This is a genomic window from Cellulosimicrobium sp. XJ-DQ-B-000 (assembly GCF_031119065.1).
GTDB classification, from domain to species: domain Bacteria; phylum Actinomycetota; class Actinomycetes; order Actinomycetales; family Cellulomonadaceae; genus Cellulosimicrobium; species Cellulosimicrobium funkei.
Map to the genome: position 1 here is coordinate 208,725 of NZ_JAVHYN010000003.1, position 18,240 is coordinate 226,964.

Annotated in this window: 15 protein-coding genes; 11 read left to right on the forward strand and 4 right to left on the reverse strand. The window is 76.0% G+C overall.

What is annotated here, in order from left to right; genetic code table 11:
* The first annotated feature begins 622 nt into the window (after positions 1-622).
* The 3 genes from RDI86_RS07085 (at position 623) to holA (ending at position 5,360) form a co-directional block, all read left to right on the forward strand.
* A complete protein-coding gene (locus RDI86_RS07085) occupies positions 623-1,438 on the forward strand; it encodes a helix-hairpin-helix domain-containing protein (RefSeq protein WP_308821028.1) in 816 nt (271 codons plus the stop codon).
* A complete protein-coding gene (locus tag RDI86_RS07090) occupies positions 1,435-4,152 on the forward strand; it encodes a ComEC/Rec2 family competence protein (protein WP_308821029.1) in 2,718 nt (905 codons plus the stop codon). Before RDI86_RS07085 ends, RDI86_RS07090 begins: the two co-directional genes overlap by 4 nt.
* A 197-nt stretch (positions 4,153-4,349) precedes the next feature.
* Positions 4,350-5,360 carry a DNA polymerase III subunit delta gene (holA, locus tag RDI86_RS07095; RefSeq protein WP_308821030.1) on the forward strand — a complete coding sequence of 337 codons (1,011 nt, stop codon included), beginning with the start codon at positions 4,350-4,352 and terminating at the stop codon, positions 5,358-5,360.
* A gap of 231 nt (positions 5,361-5,591) precedes the next feature.
* Here holA and rpsT read toward each other — a convergent pair whose 3' ends face one another.
* The 3 genes from rpsT to RDI86_RS07110 form a co-directional block, all read right to left on the reverse strand.
* The gene (gene rpsT, locus RDI86_RS07100; protein ID WP_021482133.1) at positions 5,592-5,852 is read right to left on the reverse strand and encodes a 30S ribosomal protein S20; all 261 of its coding nucleotides are present in this window, start codon (positions 5,850-5,852) and stop codon (positions 5,592-5,594) included.
* Between the two features lie 239 nt (positions 5,853-6,091).
* Positions 6,092-6,781 carry a type II toxin-antitoxin system PemK/MazF family toxin gene (locus RDI86_RS07105; protein ID WP_308821031.1) on the reverse strand — a complete coding sequence of 230 codons (690 nt, stop codon included), beginning with the start codon at positions 6,779-6,781 and terminating at the stop codon, positions 6,092-6,094.
* 54 nt (positions 6,782-6,835) lie between these two features.
* Positions 6,836-7,414, reverse strand: coding sequence for a type 1 glutamine amidotransferase domain-containing protein (locus tag RDI86_RS07110; RefSeq protein ID WP_061266751.1), 579 nt, complete (start codon positions 7,412-7,414; stop codon positions 6,836-6,838).
* 205 nt (positions 7,415-7,619) lie between these two features.
* Between RDI86_RS07110 and lepA the strand changes: the two genes are divergently transcribed.
* The 3 genes from lepA (at position 7,620) to RDI86_RS07125 (ending at position 12,100) form a co-directional block, all read left to right on the forward strand.
* Positions 7,620-9,512: a translation elongation factor 4 gene (gene lepA, locus RDI86_RS07115; RefSeq protein ID WP_021479819.1), complete on the forward strand. Its 1,893-nt coding sequence runs from the start codon at positions 7,620-7,622 to the stop codon at positions 9,510-9,512.
* Positions 9,509-10,801, forward strand: a complete 1,293-nt coding sequence (gene hemW, locus RDI86_RS07120; protein ID WP_308821032.1) for a radical SAM family heme chaperone HemW — start codon at positions 9,509-9,511, stop codon at positions 10,799-10,801. Before lepA ends, hemW begins: the two co-directional genes overlap by 4 nt.
* A 192-nt stretch (positions 10,802-10,993) precedes the next feature.
* Positions 10,994-12,100 carry a hypothetical protein gene (locus RDI86_RS07125; protein WP_308821033.1) on the forward strand — a complete coding sequence of 369 codons (1,107 nt, stop codon included), beginning with the start codon at positions 10,994-10,996 and terminating at the stop codon, positions 12,098-12,100.
* A gap of 112 nt (positions 12,101-12,212) precedes the next feature.
* Here RDI86_RS07125 and RDI86_RS07130 read toward each other — a convergent pair whose 3' ends face one another.
* A complete protein-coding gene (locus RDI86_RS07130) occupies positions 12,213-13,076 on the reverse strand; it encodes a DUF3097 domain-containing protein (protein WP_009864812.1) in 864 nt (287 codons plus the stop codon).
* A 155-nt stretch (positions 13,077-13,231) separates the two neighbouring features.
* Between RDI86_RS07130 and RDI86_RS07135 the strand changes: the two genes are divergently transcribed.
* The 5 genes from RDI86_RS07135 (at position 13,232) to RDI86_RS07155 (ending at position 18,207) form a co-directional block, all read left to right on the forward strand.
* Positions 13,232-14,695 carry an MFS transporter gene (locus RDI86_RS07135; protein WP_251176161.1) on the forward strand — a complete coding sequence of 488 codons (1,464 nt, stop codon included), beginning with the start codon at positions 13,232-13,234 and terminating at the stop codon, positions 14,693-14,695.
* 79 nt (positions 14,696-14,774) lie between these two features.
* Positions 14,775-15,791, forward strand: a complete 1,017-nt coding sequence (gene hrcA / locus RDI86_RS07140) for a heat-inducible transcriptional repressor HrcA (protein WP_021482687.1) — start codon at positions 14,775-14,777, stop codon at positions 15,789-15,791.
* A gap of 106 nt (positions 15,792-15,897) precedes the next feature.
* Complete coding sequence (gene dnaJ, locus RDI86_RS07145; protein WP_043651775.1) at positions 15,898-17,022, forward strand: molecular chaperone DnaJ; 1,125 nt, start codon at positions 15,898-15,900, stop codon at positions 17,020-17,022.
* Positions 17,023-17,035: 13 nt separating this feature from the next.
* On the forward strand, positions 17,036-17,848 hold the full coding sequence (locus tag RDI86_RS07150; RefSeq protein ID WP_308821034.1) for a 16S rRNA (uracil(1498)-N(3))-methyltransferase: 813 nt from the start codon (positions 17,036-17,038) through the stop codon (positions 17,846-17,848).
* Entirely contained in the window at positions 17,845-18,207 is a 363-nt protein-coding gene (locus RDI86_RS07155; protein WP_021482946.1) for an HIT domain-containing protein, read from the forward strand. Before RDI86_RS07150 ends, RDI86_RS07155 begins: the two co-directional genes overlap by 4 nt.
* The last annotated feature ends 33 nt before the right edge of the window (positions 18,208-18,240 follow it).

The window sequence follows — 18,240 nt, forward strand, 5'->3', positions numbered from 1 at the left end:
CCGGGGCCCCCGATGCGTGGCCGTGCACAGCCGCGCACCTCGTCGTGTCCTCCACAGGCCGGGCAGCGGCGTCGGCAGGGCGCGCCGACCGCGCCCTAGCGTCCACGGCGTGAGCACACCTCGGCACGAGCCCCGCCAGCACGCCCGCCCCGGCCGCGACCCCGGGAGCGACGGCGCCGTCGTCCGGCAACGCCTGCGGGCGGTCGCCGGCTCCGGGCGGCCTTCCCTCGCCTGGCACCCGGCGACCGCCGCGCTGCCCCGGGTCGAGCCGCCGCGCGCAACACCGACGCGAGGCGAGCGGTGGTCGTGGGAGCCGCGCGAGGCGGTGGACGCCCCTGCGCCGGACATCCCTGCGGCCGACGTCGTCCCGTCCTGGCACCGGCGTCCTGGAGCGCCGGGCGACCCCGGGTCGTCCGGCGCCGACGGCTGGCTGCCGTCGCGGCCGGAGCCGGAGGAGCGTGCGCCGTCCGTGCCGTCCGTGCCGTCCGTTCCGTCTCTGCCGTCCCCGCCGTCCGGGGTGCCGGAGGCTGGCGAGGCCGTCGGTCCCGCCGCCCCCCGGGAGACGGCGCGGTCCGACGACGAGGCGCCCGACGCCACCGTGGACGGAGAGGCGGACGGAGAGGTGGATGGCCTGCGGCGGCGCGCGGCGCAGACGGCGGCGAGCGCGTACACGGCCGCGCACGGGCACCCGACGGCCCACTCCGGGTTCGGCGACCTCGCCGAGGAGGGCGGCAGGCGGTGGGCGCTGCGGCCGCGGACCGCGGTCACCGCGCTCGTCATCGTGCTGCTCGTCGCGGTCGGCGTCGCCGTGCTGCGGGCGCCGGCCGGGGGCGTCGAGCCCGTGGCGCGCGTGGACGCCCCCGCCGCGGCGGCGGCCGGTGACGGCGCCCCGGCCGGTTCGGACGCGTCGCCCGCCGCGGCGGGTGGTGCCGCCGCCGACGGCGAGGCGGAGGTCGCTCCCGGTCCTGGCGCAGCAGCGGCGGGGACGCCGGACGGGGTCGTCGTGCACGTCGTCGGGCAGGTGGCGGCGCCGGGCCTGGTGACCGTCGCGACGGACGCCCGCGTCGCCGACGCGCTCGACGCGGCCGGGGGAGCGACGCCCGACGCCGACCTCGCCGCGCTCAACCTCGCGCGCACCGTGACCGACGGCGAGCAGATCCACGTCCCCCGCCCCGGGGAGGCGGTCGCCGCACCACCGCCCGCCTCCCCGGGGGCAGCCGCCACCGGTGGCGGGGGCGCGGGTGGCGCGGTCGTCGACCTCAACGCCGCCGACGCCGCCGCCCTCGACACGCTGCCCGGCATCGGCCCCGTGCTCGCCGAGCGCATCGTCGCGTGGCGCGACGAGAACGGACCGTTCACGGCCGTCGACGAGCTCGGCGAGGTCAGCGGCATCGGCCCCGCGGTGCTCGAGGACGTGCGCGGCCTCGTCCGCGTGTGACCGACCTCCGGCTCGTCCCCGCGGCGCTCGCGGCGTGGGGCACCGCGTTCGTCGCCGTCGGTGCGTCGGCAACGGACACGCTGCACGGGGCGCGTGCCACGGCCGTCGTGCTGTGCTGCGTGCTCGTCGCCGGCCTCGTCGCGCTGCGTCGTGGGGCGACTTTCCCCGCGATGTCCGACGCAGGCGTCGGTGCGGGTCTCGTCACCGTGCCCCCCGGCCCGGCGACCGGTGCGGGCCCACGTCGGTCGGGCGGACCGCGGCTCGGCGCACCCGTCCGGCCACGGGACGGTCGGCCGGTCGGGCCGCGGGCCGGGTCGTCGGTCGGCGTGCGCGTGCTCGGGCAGGTGGCGCTCGTCCTCGCGTGCGTGGCCGCCGTCCTCCTCTCGGGCGGGGTCCAGCTCGCCGCGCGGGCTCCGCTCGCCTCGCTGGCCCACGAGCGCGCGACGGCGACCCTCGCCGGGACGGTGCGCTCCGCCGTCGAGCCGCGGACCGACCCGTGGTCGGGGTCGGCCGACCGGCACGAGGTGCGCGTGACGGTCGACCAGGTCACCGCACGCGGCGCGACCGTCCCGGCGGCGGGGCCCGTCGTCGTGTCGGGAAGCGGTGACGGGTGGACCGACCTTGCGTACGGGGCGGCCGTCGTGGTCACCGGCCGGCTCGACGTGCAGGGGGACCGGACCTTCCTGCGCACGGACGGCGCGCCACGCGTCGTCGACGACCCAGGGCGGTTCCTCCAGGGCGCGCACGCCATGCGGCAGAGCCTGCTCGACGTGACGGACGGGCTCAGCCCGCAGGCTCGCGGGCTCGTGCCGGGGGTGGCCGTGGGAGACACCTCGCGGCTGGACCCCGAGCTCGACGAGGCGATGCGCACCACGTCGCTGACGCACGTCACGGCCGTGTCCGGCGGCCACTTCGTCATCGTCGTCGCGTGCGTCGCGGCGCTGTGCGTCGTGCTGCGCGCGCCGCGAGCCGTCCGCGTCGTCGTCACGGGCGCGGCGATGGTCGGGTTCGTCGCGCTGGTCCACCCGGAGCCGAGCGTGCTGCGGGCGGCGGCGATGGGGGTGGTCGGCGTGCTCGGCATCGTGCTCGGGCGACCGTCCCGCGCGGTGGCGGCGCTCGGGGTCGCGGTGGTCGTGCTCCTGGTCGTCGACCCGTGGCTGGCGCGGTCGTACGGCTTCGTCCTCTCCGTCGCCGCGACGGCCGGGCTGGCCCTGCTCACGGCGCCGATCGCCCGCCGGCTGGCACCGTGGTGCGGACGGACCGCTGCGCACGTCCTCGCCGCCCCGGTGGCAGCGCAGGCGGCGTGCGCCCCGATCGTCGTCCTGCTCGACCCGAGCGTGAGCACGTGGTCCGTCCCGGCGAACCTCCTGGCCGCACCGGCGCTCGGTCCGGCGACGGTGCTCGGCGTCCTCGCGACGCTCGTCGCGCCGTGGTGGCCCGGTGCCGCGACCGCGATCGCCTGGACGGCGGGGCTCTTCACGGGCTGGATCGCGGGCGTCGCCCAGGTCTTCGCGGCCGCGCCCGGCGCGCGGGTGCCTTGGCCGGGAGGGTTCGGAGGAGCCGCGCTGCTCGCCGCGCTGACTGCCCTCGGGCTCGCCGTGGTCCTCCGCTCGCGCGCACTGCAGGACGCGGGGGAGCGCCGCACGCTGCGTCGCGCGACGTCGCCGTCCCTGCGGGTGCGCCTCGCCGGGGAGTGGCGTCGCGCCACCCGGTCGTCACGCCTCGGCGCCGGGCCGTTCGGACGGGCCGACGGCGCGCACCCCGCCCCCGCTCCGCGGGCGAGAGCCCGGTCCCGTGCGCGCCTCGCGGCCGTGGTCGTCGTGGTCCTGGCGGTGCCCGTCCTGCTCGTCGTGGTGCTCCGGCCGCTCGGTGTGACCGCGGGGCCGGTCCCCGCGGACTGGGCGGTCGTGGCGTGCGACGTCGGGCAGGGCGACGCGCTCGTCGTGCGCTCGGGCCCGCGCGCCGCGGTGGTCGTCGACGTCGGCCCCGCGGGCCCCGCGGCGGGGTCGTGCCTCGACGACCTCGGGGTCGAGCGGGTCGACCTGCTCGTCCTCAGCCACTTCCACGCGGACCACGTCGGCGGCCTGGAGGCGGTGCTCCGCGGCCGGGAGGTCGAGCGCGCGCTCGTGAGCCCGACGGCGGAGCCCGCGGCGCAGGCCGAGCGCGTGCTCGGGGACCTCGCGGACGCGGGCGTCCCGGTACAGGTCGCGCGGCCCGGGGAGACAGGCGCGGCGGGCTCAGTCGGCGCTGCGGGCGCTGGGGGCACCGCGGGCGTTGCGGGTGCCGGGGGATCCGGCGAGAGTGTCGGCGACGGCGCCTCGTGGGAGGTGCTGCAGGCCGGACCGGGTGACGCGAACGACGCGAGCGTGGCGCTCCTCGTCCGGGCGGCGGGACTGGACGTCGTCGCGCTGGGCGACCTGGAGGACGCGGGGCAGGCGGCGCTCGCGCGGACCCTGGGCGAGCGGGGCACGGGACCGGTCGACGTCGTCAAGGTCGCGCACCACGGCTCGGCCACCCAGTCCGACCGGCTCGCGCAGGTCCTGGCACCGACGGTGGCGCTCGTCAGCTCGGGCGAGAACACCTACGGCCACCCCACCGACCGGGCGCTCGACCTCTACCGCGGGGTGGGCGCGACGGTGCTCCGGACCGACGCGTGCGGCACCGTGGCGCTCGTCGTGCGCGACGACGTCCTCTCCGCCGCGGGATGCGGGTGACCGCGCCCGAGCGTGCCCCCCGCACGGGCACCCGGGCACCCGAGCGGCCGAGCACCCGGTGCCCCAGTGGCAGGGCGCCCCTGACGCCCGGGTGTCGTCGGTGCGGCGTCGCCGGAACTCCGGCGAGAGTCGCGGACCGCAGCCTCGGGGCGCGTCGGCCGGCACCGCCGGTGGGCGGCTCGTGGCAGGCTTGGGCCATGCCCGCGCCGACCCGCACCGCCCGTCCGTCCGCCGGCCCGTCCCTCGCGTGGGACGACGTCCGGCTCGCGCCCGTGGTGCTCGTCCAGGGGCCCGAGTCGCTCCTCGCGGAGCGTGCCGTCGACGCGATCGTCGACCTGGCGCGCGAGCGCGACCCCGAGGTCGAGAAGGTGACGATCGAGGCCGCGACGTACCAGGCCGGGATGCTCACGGTGGCGGCGAGCCCGTCGCTGTTCGGCGAGGCGAAGGTGGTCGTCGTCGAGGGCGCCGAGTCCGCGACGGACGCGCTCGTCGCCGACGTCGTGGACTACGTGCCGGTCGCCGACCCGGCGACGACGGTCGTCGTCGTGCACGGGGGCGGCGTGCGCGGCAAGCGCATGCTCGACGTGATCAAGGGCAGCGGCGCCCCGGTCGTCGCGGTCGAGGCGATCAAGAAGGACTCCGACAAGGTGGCGTTCGTCAACGCCGAGTTCCGCAGGGCGCGTCGACGCATCGACGCGTCGGGCGTGCGGGCTCTCGTCGAGGCACTCGGCAACGACCTACGGGAGCTGGCGGCCGCCTGCAGCCAGCTCGTCACGGACACCGACGGCACCGTGAGCGAGGCCGTGGTGGACCGGTACTACGGCGGCCGGGTCGAGGCGACCGGGTTCCGGGTCGCGGACGCCGCGGTCGCCGGGAACGCGGGGGAGGCCGTGGCGCTCCTGCGGCACGCGCTCGCGACGGGCGCGGACCCGGTGCCGCTCGTCGCGGCCCTGGCGATGAAGCTCCGCGCCCTCGCGAAGGTCGGCGCGATGCGTGGCCGTGGCGGGGTGGCGGCCAAGGACCTGGGGCTCGCGCCCTGGCAGGTCGACCGCGCGCGCCGCGAGCTCGCGGGCTGGACCCCGGAGGGGCTCGCGACCGCGATCAGCGCCGTCGCGCAGGCCGACGCCGAGGTCAAGGGCGCGGGGCGTGACCCGGTGTTCGCCGTCGAGCGGGCCGTGCTGACGATCGCGCGGGCCCACGGCCGCTGACCGAGCAGCGAGCCCGCCCGGCTCCGGGCTCGGGTCCCCGGCTCCGCACGGTGGCGTCGGCCGCGGGCTCCGACCGGGGCCCGGTCCCGCGCGGTGTCGACGGCCAGGACGAGGCGCGCGACACCGGACGCACGAGGGGCGCCGACCCGTGCGGGTCGGCGCCCCTCGTGGGAAACCTGTGCGAGCGTCGCGACGATCAGCGTGTCACGACACCGCGGGCGAACCGTGCGCTCAGAGAGCGTTGACGGACTTCGCGATGGCCGACTTGCGGTTCGCGGCCTGGTTCGCGTGGATGACGCCCTTCGAGACGGCCTTGTCGAGCTTGCGCGACGCCGCCTGGAGCGCGGTGGTCGCCGCCTCCTTGTCGCCCGCGGCGACGGCCTCGCGCACGCGGCGCACGTACGTCTTGAGCTCGGACTTGACTGCCTTGTTGCGCAGACGAGCCTTCTCGTTCGTGCGGATGCGCTTGATCTGGGACTTGATGTTGGCCACGTGTGGACTTTCTGGTTCTGTTCGCCGGAGCGAGCGGATAGGTCGTAGAGGGCGACTCCAGCTCCGGGACTGGGGTGGGGAACCCGTGGAGAGGTGCTGGAGCTGTGCCCGCCGACCTGGGCGGACACGCAGCCATCAAGAATACCAGCGGTCCGGTCGTGACCCTAATCGTCGCGCGCGGCCGGAGTGCGACCTCGCCCGAGGCGTCGAGGCCGGCGCGAGGAGCCGGGACCACCGCCTCAGCGGTGCCGCGAGATCCCCTCGACCACGCGGTCGAAGACGTCGCGCCCGACGACGGCACCCTCGCGGCGCACCGCGGCCGGGTCGACGCGCACCACGCGGTCCAGCCGGACCTCGCTGTCGCGTCCCTTCGCGTCCCACGGGCCCGACCCGATGTCGAGCCAGTACCGCCCCCAGCGCGCCTCGTCCCGGGCGTCGCGCGAGTGGTCCTTGCTCGTGAGCATCACGCCGAGGAGCCACGCGCCGTCCGACCCGACGAGCAGCACGGGCCGGTCCTTGCCCTGCGAGTGGTCCTCCTCGAACGGGACCCACGTCCAGACGATCTCGCCGGGGTCCGGGTCGCCGTCGGGCCGCGGCGCGTACTGTGCCCGCACCGCACCCTCGAAGTCGCCCGGGTACGCCCCGGCGGCGGCGCCCCGACCGCCCGTCGTCCCGGCCGGGCCCGGCAGCCCGCCCGCTGCGGGCCGGGGCCGAGGACCGGGTGCAGCACCGGGACGCGGGCCGGGCCGCGGCGACGGCGTGCGGTCGGCGGGGCCGCGGCCCGACGGCGTCCGCTCGCGCCCCGGGGCCCGCGTCGCCGCGGTGCCCTGGCGCGCGCCGCCCTGCCCCGCGCCCTGCGAGCGCGTGAGCCCGGAGACGACGGCGCGCGCCGCGTCGGTCAGAAGTCCCAGCCATCGGTTGCGTGCCACGCGCGCACCCTACCGGGCGGACGCGCGTCCGCCCGGCTGCCAGAACGGTGCACGTCACCCGGCCAGGACGGCGTCCACCTCGCGCAGGAAGTCGTCGAGGTCGCCGGGGTCGCGCGACGTGACGAGCGTGTACCCCTCGTCGTCGCGCACGACGGACCGGTCGACCCAGGCGCCGCCCGCGTTGAGCACGTCCGTCTCGAGCGACGCGTAGCTCGTGAGGGTCTTGCCCTCGACGGCGGCCGCCTCGACGAGCGCCCACGGGCCGTGGCAGATCGCCGCGACCGGCTTTCCGGCGGCGGTGAACGCGCGCACGAGGCTCACGGCGTCGTCCTGGAGGCGCAGCGCGTCGGCGTTGATCGTCCCGCCCGGCACGAGCAGCAGGTCGTACCCGGCGGGGTCGGCGTCGGCGAGCGTGAGGTTCGGGGTCACGGTGCGGCCGGGGTCCTTGTCCCCCACGAGGGTCTGCACGTCGTCGGCGGACGTGGCCGCGACGTCGACCTCCACCCCCTCGCCGCGCAGGTGCTCGAGCGGGACCACGAGCTCGTCCTGCTCGACGCCGTAGTTGGTCACGATCGCGAGCACGCGGCGACCGCCGGTGCGGTCGGAGGTGCGGTGCTCGGTGTCCTGGGCCATGAGCGTTCCTCTCGTCGCCGGTCGGCCCGGTGCGGCCGGCCGGTCCTCCACGCTAGGTCGGCTCGCGGTGCCCCGCAGGGCGGGCGGGTGCCCGACGCCGGACGTGGGACAATGGTCGTTCCCGCCCGCCCGAGAGCGACCGTCGGCGCGCCGCCCCCGAGCGCGCGGCCCCGACCCGCACGCCACTCCCAGGAGCGCACCCGCGTTGTCCCCGATCCCCAGTGCCCAGCTGAGCACCCGCATCCAGCCCGCGGCCACGCCGCCCGAGCTGATCCGGAACTTCTGCATCATCGCGCACATCGACCACGGCAAGTCGACCCTGGCCGACCGCATGCTGCAGCTCACCGGTGTCGTCGAGCCGCGCGCCATGCGTGCGCAGTACCTCGACCGCATGGACATCGAGCGCGAGCGCGGCATCACGATCAAGTCGCAGGCGGTCCGCATGCCGTGGGCCGTCGTGGCGGACGGCGTGGAGACGCCGCACGCGCTCAACATGATCGACACCCCGGGGCACGTCGACTTCACGTACGAGGTCTCGCGGTCGCTCGCGGCGTGCGAGGGGGCGGTGCTGCTCGTCGACGCGGCGCAGGGCATCGAGGCGCAGACCCTCGCGAACCTGTACCTCGCGATGGAGAACGAGCTCGAGATCATCCCCGTGCTCAACAAGATCGACCTCCCGGCGGCCCAGCCCGAGAAGTACGCGGAGGAGCTCGCGAACCTCGTGGGCGGCGACCCGGACGACGTGCTCAAGGTCTCCGGCAAGACGGGCGCCGGCGTCGAGGCGCTGCTCGACCGCATCGTCGAGCGCGTGCCCGCGCCGGTCGGCGACGCCGACGCCCCCGCGCGCGCCATGATCTTCGACTCGGTCTACGACACCTACCGCGGCGTCGTGACGTACGTGCGCGTCGTCGACGGCAACCTCAACCCGCGCGAGCGCATCGTCATGATGTCGACGCGCGCGACGCACGAGCTGCTCGAGATCGGCGTCATCTCGCCGGAGCCGATCGTCACGAAGGGCCTCGGCGTCGGCGAGGTCGGCTACCTCATCACGGGCGTGAAGGACGTGCGCCAGTCGAAGGTCGGCGACACGGTGACGAACGCGGCCAAGCCCGCCGCGGACGCGCTCGGCGGCTACTCGGACCCGAAGCCCATGGTCTTCTCGGGCCTGTACCCGATCGACGGGACCGACTACCCGGTCCTGCGCGACGCGCTCGACAAGCTCAAGCTCAACGACGCCGCGCTCAACTACGAGCCGGAGACGTCGGTCGCGCTCGGATTCGGCTTCCGCGTCGGGTTCCTCGGCCTGCTGCACCTGGAGATCGTGCGCGAGCGCCTCGAGCGCGAGTTCGACCTCGACCTCATCTCGACCGCGCCGAACGTCGTCTACGACGTGACGCTCGAGGACGGGACGCTCGTCAACGTGACGAACCCGTCGGAGTTCCCGGGCGGCAAGATCAAGCAGGTCAGCGAGCCGGTCGTGCGCGCGACGATCCTCGCGCCGAGCGAGTTCGTGGGCACCGTGATGGGGCTGTGCAACGACCGCCGCGGCCAGATGCTCGGCATGGACTACCTGTCCGAGGACCGCGTCGAGCTGCGCTTCACGCTCCCGCTCGCCGAGATCGTGTTCGACTTCTTCGACCAGCTCAAGTCCCGCACGCGCGGCTACGCCTCGCTCGACTACGAGCCGTCGGGGGACCAGGTCGCCGACCTCGTCAAGGTCGACATCCTGCTCCAGGGCGAGCAGGTGGACGCGTTCAGCGCGATCGTGCACAAGGACAAGGCGTACGACTACGGCGTCATGATGACGGCGAAGCTCAAGGAGATCATCCCGCGCCAGCAGTTCGAGGTGCCGATCCAGGCGGCCGTCGGTGCGCGCGTCATCGCGCGCGAGACGGTGCGCGCGATGCGCAAGGACGTCCTCGCGAAGTGCTACGGCGGTGACATCAGCCGCAAGCGCAAGCTGCTCGAGAAGCAGAAGGAGGGCAAGAAGCGCATGAAGAACATCGGGTCGGTCGAGGTCCCGAAGGACGCCTTCATCGCCGCGCTCTCCTCCGACGCCGCGGGCGGCAAGGACGCCAAGGACAAGTCGAAGAAGTGAGCCCGGCGCTGCCCGAGGGCGAGCCGGTCCCGCCCGACGGCTCGCTGCCCTCCTGGGTCGCGAGCGGCGCGGGCGGCACCGTGCCCGCGACCCGCGGGTTCGGGGTCTACCTGCACGTCCCGTTCTGCTCGGTGCGGTGCGGGTACTGCGACTTCAACACGTACACGGCGTCCGAGCTCGGCGGGGGCGCGAGCCAGGCCTCGTACGCGAGCACGGCGCTTCGCGAGATCGACCTCGCCGCGCGCGTGCTGCACGACGCCGGGCTGCCCGAGCGGCCCGTGTCGACCGTCTTCGTCGGCGGCGGCACGCCCACGCTCCTGCCTGCCGGGGACCTCGTCCGCCTGCTCGGTGGCGTGCGCGACGCGTGGGGGCTCGCCCCCGACGCCGAGGTGACGACGGAGGCGAACCCGGACTCGGTGACGCCCGAGTCGCTCGCCGAGCTCGCGGCCGCCGGGTTCACGCGCGTGTCGTTCGGCATGCAGTCCGCCGTGCCGCACGTGCTCGCGACGCTCGAGCGCACGCACGACCCGCGCCGCATCCCGGACGTCGTGCGCTGGGCGCGCGACGCCGGCCTCCAGGTCTCGCTCGACCTCATCTACGGCACGCCGGGGGAGAGCCTCGACGACTGGCGAGCGAGCCTCGAGGCTGCGCTCGCGACCGGCGTCGACCACGTGTCCGCGTACGCGCTCGTCGTGGAGGCGGGGACGAAGATGGCCGCCCAGGTGCGGCGCGGGGAGGTCGCGCTCCCGAGCGAGGACGACCAGGCCACGAAGTACGAGCTCGCCGACGAGCTGCTCACGGCGGCCGGCCTCACCTGGTACGAGGTGAGCAACTGGGCCCGTACCGACGCCGACCGCTGCCGCCACAACCTCGCGTACTGGCGCGGCGACGACTGGTGGGGGATCGGGCCCGGTGCGCACTCCTACGTCGCGGCGACCGGCGCCGCGCCTGCAGGGGCGTCGCCCGAGGACGCCCGCGTCGGCGTGCGGTGGTGGAACGTCAAGCACCCGCGCCGGTACGCGGCGCTGCTCGAGGCGGGCACGAGCCCCGCGGCGGGGCGCGAGCTCCTCACGCGCACGGAGGGCCGGCTCGAGCAGGCGATGCTCGGCGTGCGGCTGCGCGAGGGTCTCGACCTCGCGGTCCTCTCCCCGGCGGGACGCCACGCCGTCGCCGGGCTCGTCGCGAACGGGCTGCTCGACGGCCGCGCAGCGGTCGCCGGTCGTGCCGTGCTCACCCTGCGGGGGCGGCTGCTCGCGGACACGGTCGTCCGGACGATCACGGACGAGTGACGTCGGCCCGGGTCCACCGCGACCCGGGCGCGCCCCGCGGGGACGAGGCCCCTCGGCGGCACCATCCTGCCGCCGCCGTGCGACGGCCGCGGTGCTCGCCGCGCGGTCCGGGCCGGGAACCGCCAAGGTGGACCCAGCACGTCGACGGAGCGTGCAGCCCGCAGCACGTGACGACGAGGAACGAGGTGCACGATGACCGACCCCACGAACCCGGGCGGCGAGCCGCCCCGCGACGACGAGCACACCCCCGCCGACGGCGCGGGCGGCCCGCGACCGGACGCCACGCCACCGTCCGGTCCCGGACCCGACCGGCCCGACGCCGCCCCGTCCGGCGGCGACGTCCCGCCCGCCTCGCCGTACGGCCCGGGCGGGGGAGCGCCGCACGACCCGGCCGCACCGCCGTCGGGCCCGCCCGCGTACGGGGCACCGGGTGCCTACGGCGCGCCGACCGGTGCGCCGGACGGCGCGGCCGGGGGACCGGCGACGCCCCCGCCGGGCGCGTACCCGCCCCCGTCCGGTGCGTACCCGCCGCCCGCCGGCGGATACCCGCCCCCCGCCGGGGGGTACCCGCCGCCGCCCGGGTCGTACCCGGGCGCCGCCGGAGGGTACGGGGGCCAGTCCGGCTACTCGGGCCCGGCGTTCGGCGTCGGCGACGCGATCTCCTACGGGTGGCGCCGCGTCACGTCGAACCTGGGGCCGTGGATCCTCGTCGCGCTGATCTTCCTCGCCGTCAACATCGCGTGGAGCTGGATCACGGGCGGGTTCGACCAGTTCCAGGACCAGTTCGACTACTCCGACACGAACTTCGCCGCGCTGAGCGGAATCACGTTCACCAGTGTCGTGCTGGGGCTCGTCGGCACCGTCATCGGCTACCTCATCACCGCGTTCTTCACGCGCGGCGCGCTCGACGAGGCGGACGGGCGCCGGCCGGACGTCGCGGCGTTCTTCCGCATCGGCAACGTCGTCAACGTGCTCCTCGCTGCTCTGATCGTCGGCGTCCTGTCGTACATCGGGCTGTTCCTGTGCGTCCTGCCCGGCCTCGCGGTGCTGCTGTTCTCGGCGTTCGTGTACTACGTCGCGCTCGACCAGGGCGTCGACGCGATCACGGCGATCCGCACGAGCTTCTCGCTCGTCGCGAAGAACTTCGGGCAGGTGTTCCTGCTCCTGCTCGCCCTCGTCGGGATCAACATCCTCGGCGCGATCCCGTGCGGGCTCGGGCTCTTCGTGACGATCCCGCTGAGCTACGTCGCCGTCGGCTACGCCTACCGCCGTCTCACGGGCGGCGTGCCGGCCGCCTGAGACCCGGCCGACGCTGTCGCCGCGCCCTGGTACCGCCCGTCGGTACCGGGGCGCGGTGCGTCTCGAGCGCGGTACCTCACGCGCGGGGTGCGTCCCGCGCGCCCGCGACCGGTCAGGGCGCGGTGACGAAGTCGATGAGCTCCTCGACGCGCCCGAGCAGCGACGGCTCCAGGTCGGCGTACGTGCGCACCGTGCCGAGGATGCGCTGCCACGCGCGGCCGACGTCCTCCGCGCTCTCCGCCGGCCAGCCGAGCTCGCGCAGGATCCCGCGCTTCCACTCGGTGCCGCGCTCGATCACGGGCCACCGCTCGAGGCCGATCCGGGCCGGCTTCACCGCCTGCCAGACGTCGACGTACGGGTGCCCGAGCACGAGCACCGTGCCCGCGGGCGACCGCCGCAGCGCCTCGTCGGCGATCCGCCGCTCCTTGCTGCCGGGCACGAGGTGGTCCACGAGCACGCCCACGCGACGCTGCGGCGTCGGGCCGAAGTCCGCGAGCGCCGCCGCGAGGTCGTCGACGCCGTGCAGCGGCTCGACGACGACCCCCTCCACGCGCAGGTCGTCGCCCCACACCTTCTCGACGAGCTCGGCGTCGTGCTTGCCCTCGACCCAGATGCGGCTCCCGCGCGCGACGCGCGCCCGCTGCCCGACGACGGCCCGCGAGCCCGAGGCCGTGCGCGTCGGCGCGGCGGGGGCGCGGGAGGTGACGGGCGGGGTGAGCTCGACGGGCGCGCCGTCGACCCAGAACCCCGGCCCGAGCGGGAACGTGCGGGTCCGGCCCGCGCGGTCCTCGAGCACGACGACGTGCATCCCGCCCGACTTCTCGACCCGGACGACGGCCCCGACCCACCCGGTCTGCACCTCCTCGACGACGAGGCCGCGCTCCGCGGGCTGCGGGCGCGACACGGGCCGCGGGCGGTGGTGGGTGGGGGCGGGCGTGCCGCCGAGGACGTCGGAGCCGTAGCGGTCGAAGGACACGGCGTCACCCTAGGCCAGCGTCCGCCGCTCACCACCGAGATCGCCCCGTGCGTCGCGGGATCGGCCTCCCGCGGGGAGGTCCCGGGCGCCCGGCCCGGCCGCGCACGGCGGCTCCCGGCGCGCGCGCCCCCGGGGCGGGGTGGTACCACGGACCGATGAGCCAGCAGCGCGCGGAGCCGGACCCGAACCGCTGGCGCGTGCTGCCGGTCTGCCTCGCGGTGGGCTTCATCACGACGCTCGACGTATCGATCGTCAACGTGGCCCTGCCGTCGATCGAGTCGTCGCTCGACGCGGGCCCGACCCAGCTCCAGCTCGTCGTCGCCGGCTACACGCTCGCGTTCGGTCTCGCGCTGGTGCCCGCCGGGCGCCTGGGCGACGCGGGCGCACGACGACCGCTCTTCATCGCGGGCCTCCTGGGCTTCGCGCTCATGAGCCTCGCGTCCGGGCTCGCGCCGACCGACACGTGGCTCGGCGTCGCGCGCCTGCTCCAGGGCGTGAGCGCGGGCGTCCTCAACCCGCAGGTCGTCGGCCTCATCCAGCAGCAGTTCCGCGGGTACGAGCGCGGGCGCGCGTTCGGCATGTTCGGCGCGACCATCGGCGTCTCGACGGCGCTCGGGCCCCTGCTGGGCGGGCTCATCATCGCCGCGGCGGGCCCGGAGACGGGGTGGCGGTGGGTGTTCCTCGTGAACATCCCCGTCGTCGCCGTGCTCCTGCCCTTCGCGTGGCGCCTCGTGCCCGGGCCACCGCGCACCGGCTCGGGCGCGGCGCGCGGGCCGCGCCGGCTCGACCTCGTCGGGCTGGGTCTGCTCGGCGCCGCGACCCTCGGCGTGATGATGCCGTTCGTCACGACGACGGGCCGCGGCGACGACGCGTCGCGCTGGTGGTGGCTCGTGCCGGCCGCGGCCGCCGTGGCGGCCGCCGTCGGGTGGGAGCGGCGCTACCAGCGGCGCACGGGCGAGGCCGTGCTCGACCCCCAGGTCGTGGGGCTCGGGTCCTTCCGCAACGGCGCGCTGCTCGGCCTCGCGTACTTCGCCGGGTTCACGGGCATCTTCCTCGTCGTCACGCTCTACCTCCAGGACGAGCTGGGGTACACGCCGCTCCAGGCGGGGCTCGTCGGCACGCCGTTCGCGGTCGCGTCGGGCGTGTCGGCGTGGTTCTCGGGCCGCTGGGTCGCGCGCTGGGGCCGCGAGCTCGTCGTCGGCGGCGTCGTGCTCGTGCTCGTGGGGGTGGTCGCGGCGGAGGTCGTCGTGCGCACGCTCGGGGACGACCCGGGCGCCGTCGGCCCGGCGCTCGCGGTCGCGCTGCTCGTCGCGGGCGCGGGCAGCGGCACGGTCATCGCGCCGAACCAGACGCTCACGCTGTCCGAGGTGCCGGTGAGCCGGGCCGGGGTGGCGGGCAGCATGCTGCAGCTCGGTCAGCGCATCGGGTCGGCCGTCGGGATCTCCGTGGTCCTGTCCGTCTACTACGGCGGGCTCGCGAGCGGCGACTCGGCCGCGGACGCGACCGGGCGCGCGCTCCTGGTGACGATCGGCCTCGTCGCGGTCGCGCTCGTCGTCGGCCTCCTCGACCTGCGTTCGCGACGAGCGGAGGACCGCCGGACGGGCCGCGCGGACGCGTAGGATTGGCACTCGGAGGTCGAGAGTGCCGACGCCCGCACGCCCGCCCGGGCGGCGACGGTGCGGCACGCGGGAGGTGGACGTGAGCGAGGAGCGCCGGCTCGAGGTGCTGCGGGCCATCGTCGAGGACTACGTCCTCACGCGCGAGCCCGTGGGGTCGCGCGTGCTCACCGAGCGCCACAGCCTCGGCGTCTCGCCCGCCACGATCCGCAACGACATGGCGGCCCTCGAGGACGCCGGGTACATCGCGCAGCCGCACACGTCCGCGGGCCGGATCCCGACGGACAAGGGCTACCGGCTCTTCGTGGACCGCCTCTCGGGCGTCAAGCCGCTGTCCGCGCCGGAGAAGCGCGCCATCGAGACCTTCCTGTCCGAGGGCGTGGACCTCGACGACGTCATCGCGCGCGCCGGGCGCCTTCTCGCCCAGCTCACCGGCCAGGTCGCCGTCGTGCAGTACCCCTCGCTGAGCCGGTCGGGCCTGCGCCACCTCGAGCTCGTGCCCGTCGGCGAGTCGCGCCTCCTGGTCGTCATCATCACGGACACGGGCCGCGTCGAGCAGCGCACGCTCGAGGTCGCGAGCCTGCCGGACGAGGGGACCCTCGTCGAGGTGCGCGCACGGCTCAACGCCGCGGCCGCGGGCAAGCGCCTCACGGACCTCGCGCCCGGTCTCGCCGCCGTGACCGAGAGCTTCCACCCCGACGACGCCCCGCTCGTCCGCGCGGTGGGCGACCTCGTCGCCCAGACGCTCGCGGAGGAGAGCGAGGAGCGCCTCGTCCTCGCGGGCACGGCCAACCTCGCGCGCGCGGGCATGCGGTTCGAGCACGCGCTGCGCCCCGTCCTCGAGGCGCTCGAGGAGCAGGTCGTCCTGCTCGGGCTGCTCACCGAGATGGCCGCCGAGTCGGGCGTGAGCGTCCGGATCGGTCGCGAGACCCAGCTCGAGGGCCTCGCGGAGACCTCCGTCGTGACGACCGGTTACGGTAACGACGGTGACACGGTCGCGCTCGTCGGCTCGATCGGGCCGACCCGCATGGACTACCCCGGCACCATCGCGGCGGTGCGCGCGGTCGCGCGCTACCTGTCACGGGTGCTCGGCACGTGAGCCCCGCGGTCTCCCCGCCCGCGGCGGGCCCGCTCGACGACCACCCCCGACCCCTCCCGACCGGCCGCGCGCCGGCCTCACGACCCGCACCAGCAGAGAGTGACGTGTGAGCGACTACTACGAGATCCTCGGCGTGGCCCGTGACGCCAGCCAGGACCAGATCAAGAAGGCGTACCGCAAGCTCGCGCGCGAGCTGCACCCGGACGTCGCGGGCGAGGAGGCGGGCGACCGCTTCAAGGACGTCGCGCGCGCCTACGAGGTGCTGTCCAACCCGGAGAAGCGCCAGCAGTACGACCTCGGCGTCGACCCCAGCGCCCCCGGCGGCGGGGGCGGCGGCCCCATGGGCGGCGGGTTCGGCTTCCAGGACATCTTCGAGACGTTCTTCGGCGGCGCCCAGGCGCAGCAGGGCCCGATCCCGCGCGCCCGCCGCGGCCAGGACGCGCTCGTGCGGCTCGACATCGACCTCTCCGAGGCGACGTTCGGCGCGCAGCGCGAGCTCCAGGTCGACACGGCGGTCGTGTGCGGCACGTGCGGCGGCACCTGCTGCCGTCCGGGCACCTCGCCCCGCACGTGCGAGGTGTGCCACGGCCGCGGCACGGTCCAGCGCGTCGCGCGCTCGTTCCTCGGCCAGGTCATGACGAGCGCGCCGTGCGCCGCTTGCCAGGGCTTCGGCACCGTCATCCCGGAGCCGTGCGCGGAGTGCTCGGGCGAGGGCCGCGTGCGCAGCCGCCGCAGCATCACGGTCAACGTCCCGGCGGGCGTCGACACGGGCACGCGCATCAAGCTCACCGCGCAGGGCGAGGTCGGCCCGGCCGGCGGCCCCGCGGGCGACCTGTACGTCGAGATCCGCGAGCGCAACCACGACACGTTCGTGCGCCGCGGCGACGACCTGCACTGCACCCTCCAGGTGCCCATGACGGCGGCCGCCCTCGGCACCGTGCTCGAGCTGGAGACGCTCGACGGGCTCCAGGAGATCGACCTGCGCCCCGGCACGCAGCCGAACCAGATCGTCACGCTGAAGAACCTCGGCGTCGGGCACCTGCACGGCAGCGGTCGCGGCGACCTCAACGTGCACATCGAGGTCCAGGTGCCGACGGCCCTCGACCCCGAGCAGGAGCAGCTCCTGCGCTCGCTCGCCGCGCTGCGCGGCGAGGAGCGGCCCGAGCCCCGGCTCGCCGCCGCGCACCCGGGCGTGTTCTCGCGCCTGCGCGACAAGCTCTCCGGCCGCTGAGCGGGGCGCGGGCATGAGTGCTCCGGTGTTCCTCGCCGAGACGGGGACCGACGGCGTCGCGCCCGGCGACCGCTACGTGCTCGACGGCGCGGAGGGCCGGCACGCGGGCGTCGTGCAGCGGCGCGGCGCAGGGGAGCGCGTCGACGTCGTCGACGGCGACGGGCTCCGGCTGCGGTGCGTCGTCGAGCACGCCGAGTCGGGCCGCGTGACGCTCCTCGTGCAGGAGGTGGACCGCGAGCCGGCACCGGACGTCGTCGTGACGCTCGTCCAGGCGCTCGCCAAGGGTGACCGCGACGAGATGGCGATCGAGGCGGCGACGGAGATCGGCGTCGACGTGGTCGTGCCGTGGCAGGCGGAGCGCTCCGTCGTCGTGTGGCGCGGCGAGCGCGCGGCGAAGTCCCGCGCCCGGTGGCTCGCGACGGTCCGCACGGCGACCAAGCAGGCCCGGCGCGCGCGCCTGCCTCGCGTCGAGGTCGCGCTCGACTCGGGCGGCCTCGCGGCGCGGGTCGTCGACGTCGTCGCGGCGGGCGGTCGGGCGATCGTCCTGCACGAGGAGGCGACGACGCCGCTCGCCGACGTCGGGCTGCCCGCCGGTCCGGCCACGGACGGCGCGCCCGTGCCCGAGGTGCTCGTCGTCGTCGGCCCGGAGGGCGGGATCTCCGACCGCGAGCTCGCCGACCTCACGGAGGCCGGCGCGGTCGCGGCGCGGCTGGGGCCCCACGTGCTGCGCACGTCGACCGCCGGACCGGTGGCCGTGGCGCTGCTCGCCGAGCGGCTCGGCCGCTGGGGCGTGGCCGGGACGCGTGGTCTAGCCTCGGGGTCATGACGAGCACCGACCTGCGCACCGACCCGGACTGCCTCTTCTGCCGCATCGTCGCGGGGGAGGTGCCGGCCGACGTCGTGGCGACCAGCGAGCGCTCGATCGCGTTCCGCGACATCGACCCGCAGGCGCCCGTGCACGTGCTCGTGGTCCCGCGTGACCACCACGGCGACATCGCCCAGCTCGCGGCGGCGGACCCGGAGCTGCTGGGCGACGTCGTCGCGCTGGCGGACGAGGTGGCGGGCGACCTAGCCGACGGCCAGTTCCGGCTCATCTTCAACTCGGGGCCGCGCGCCGGCCAGAGCGTGTTCCACGTGCACGGCCACGTCATCGCAGGCGCCGAGCTCGGTTGGTCGCCCGCCTGAGCCCTGCGCGAAAGCGCGTGTGACGCCCGGCCG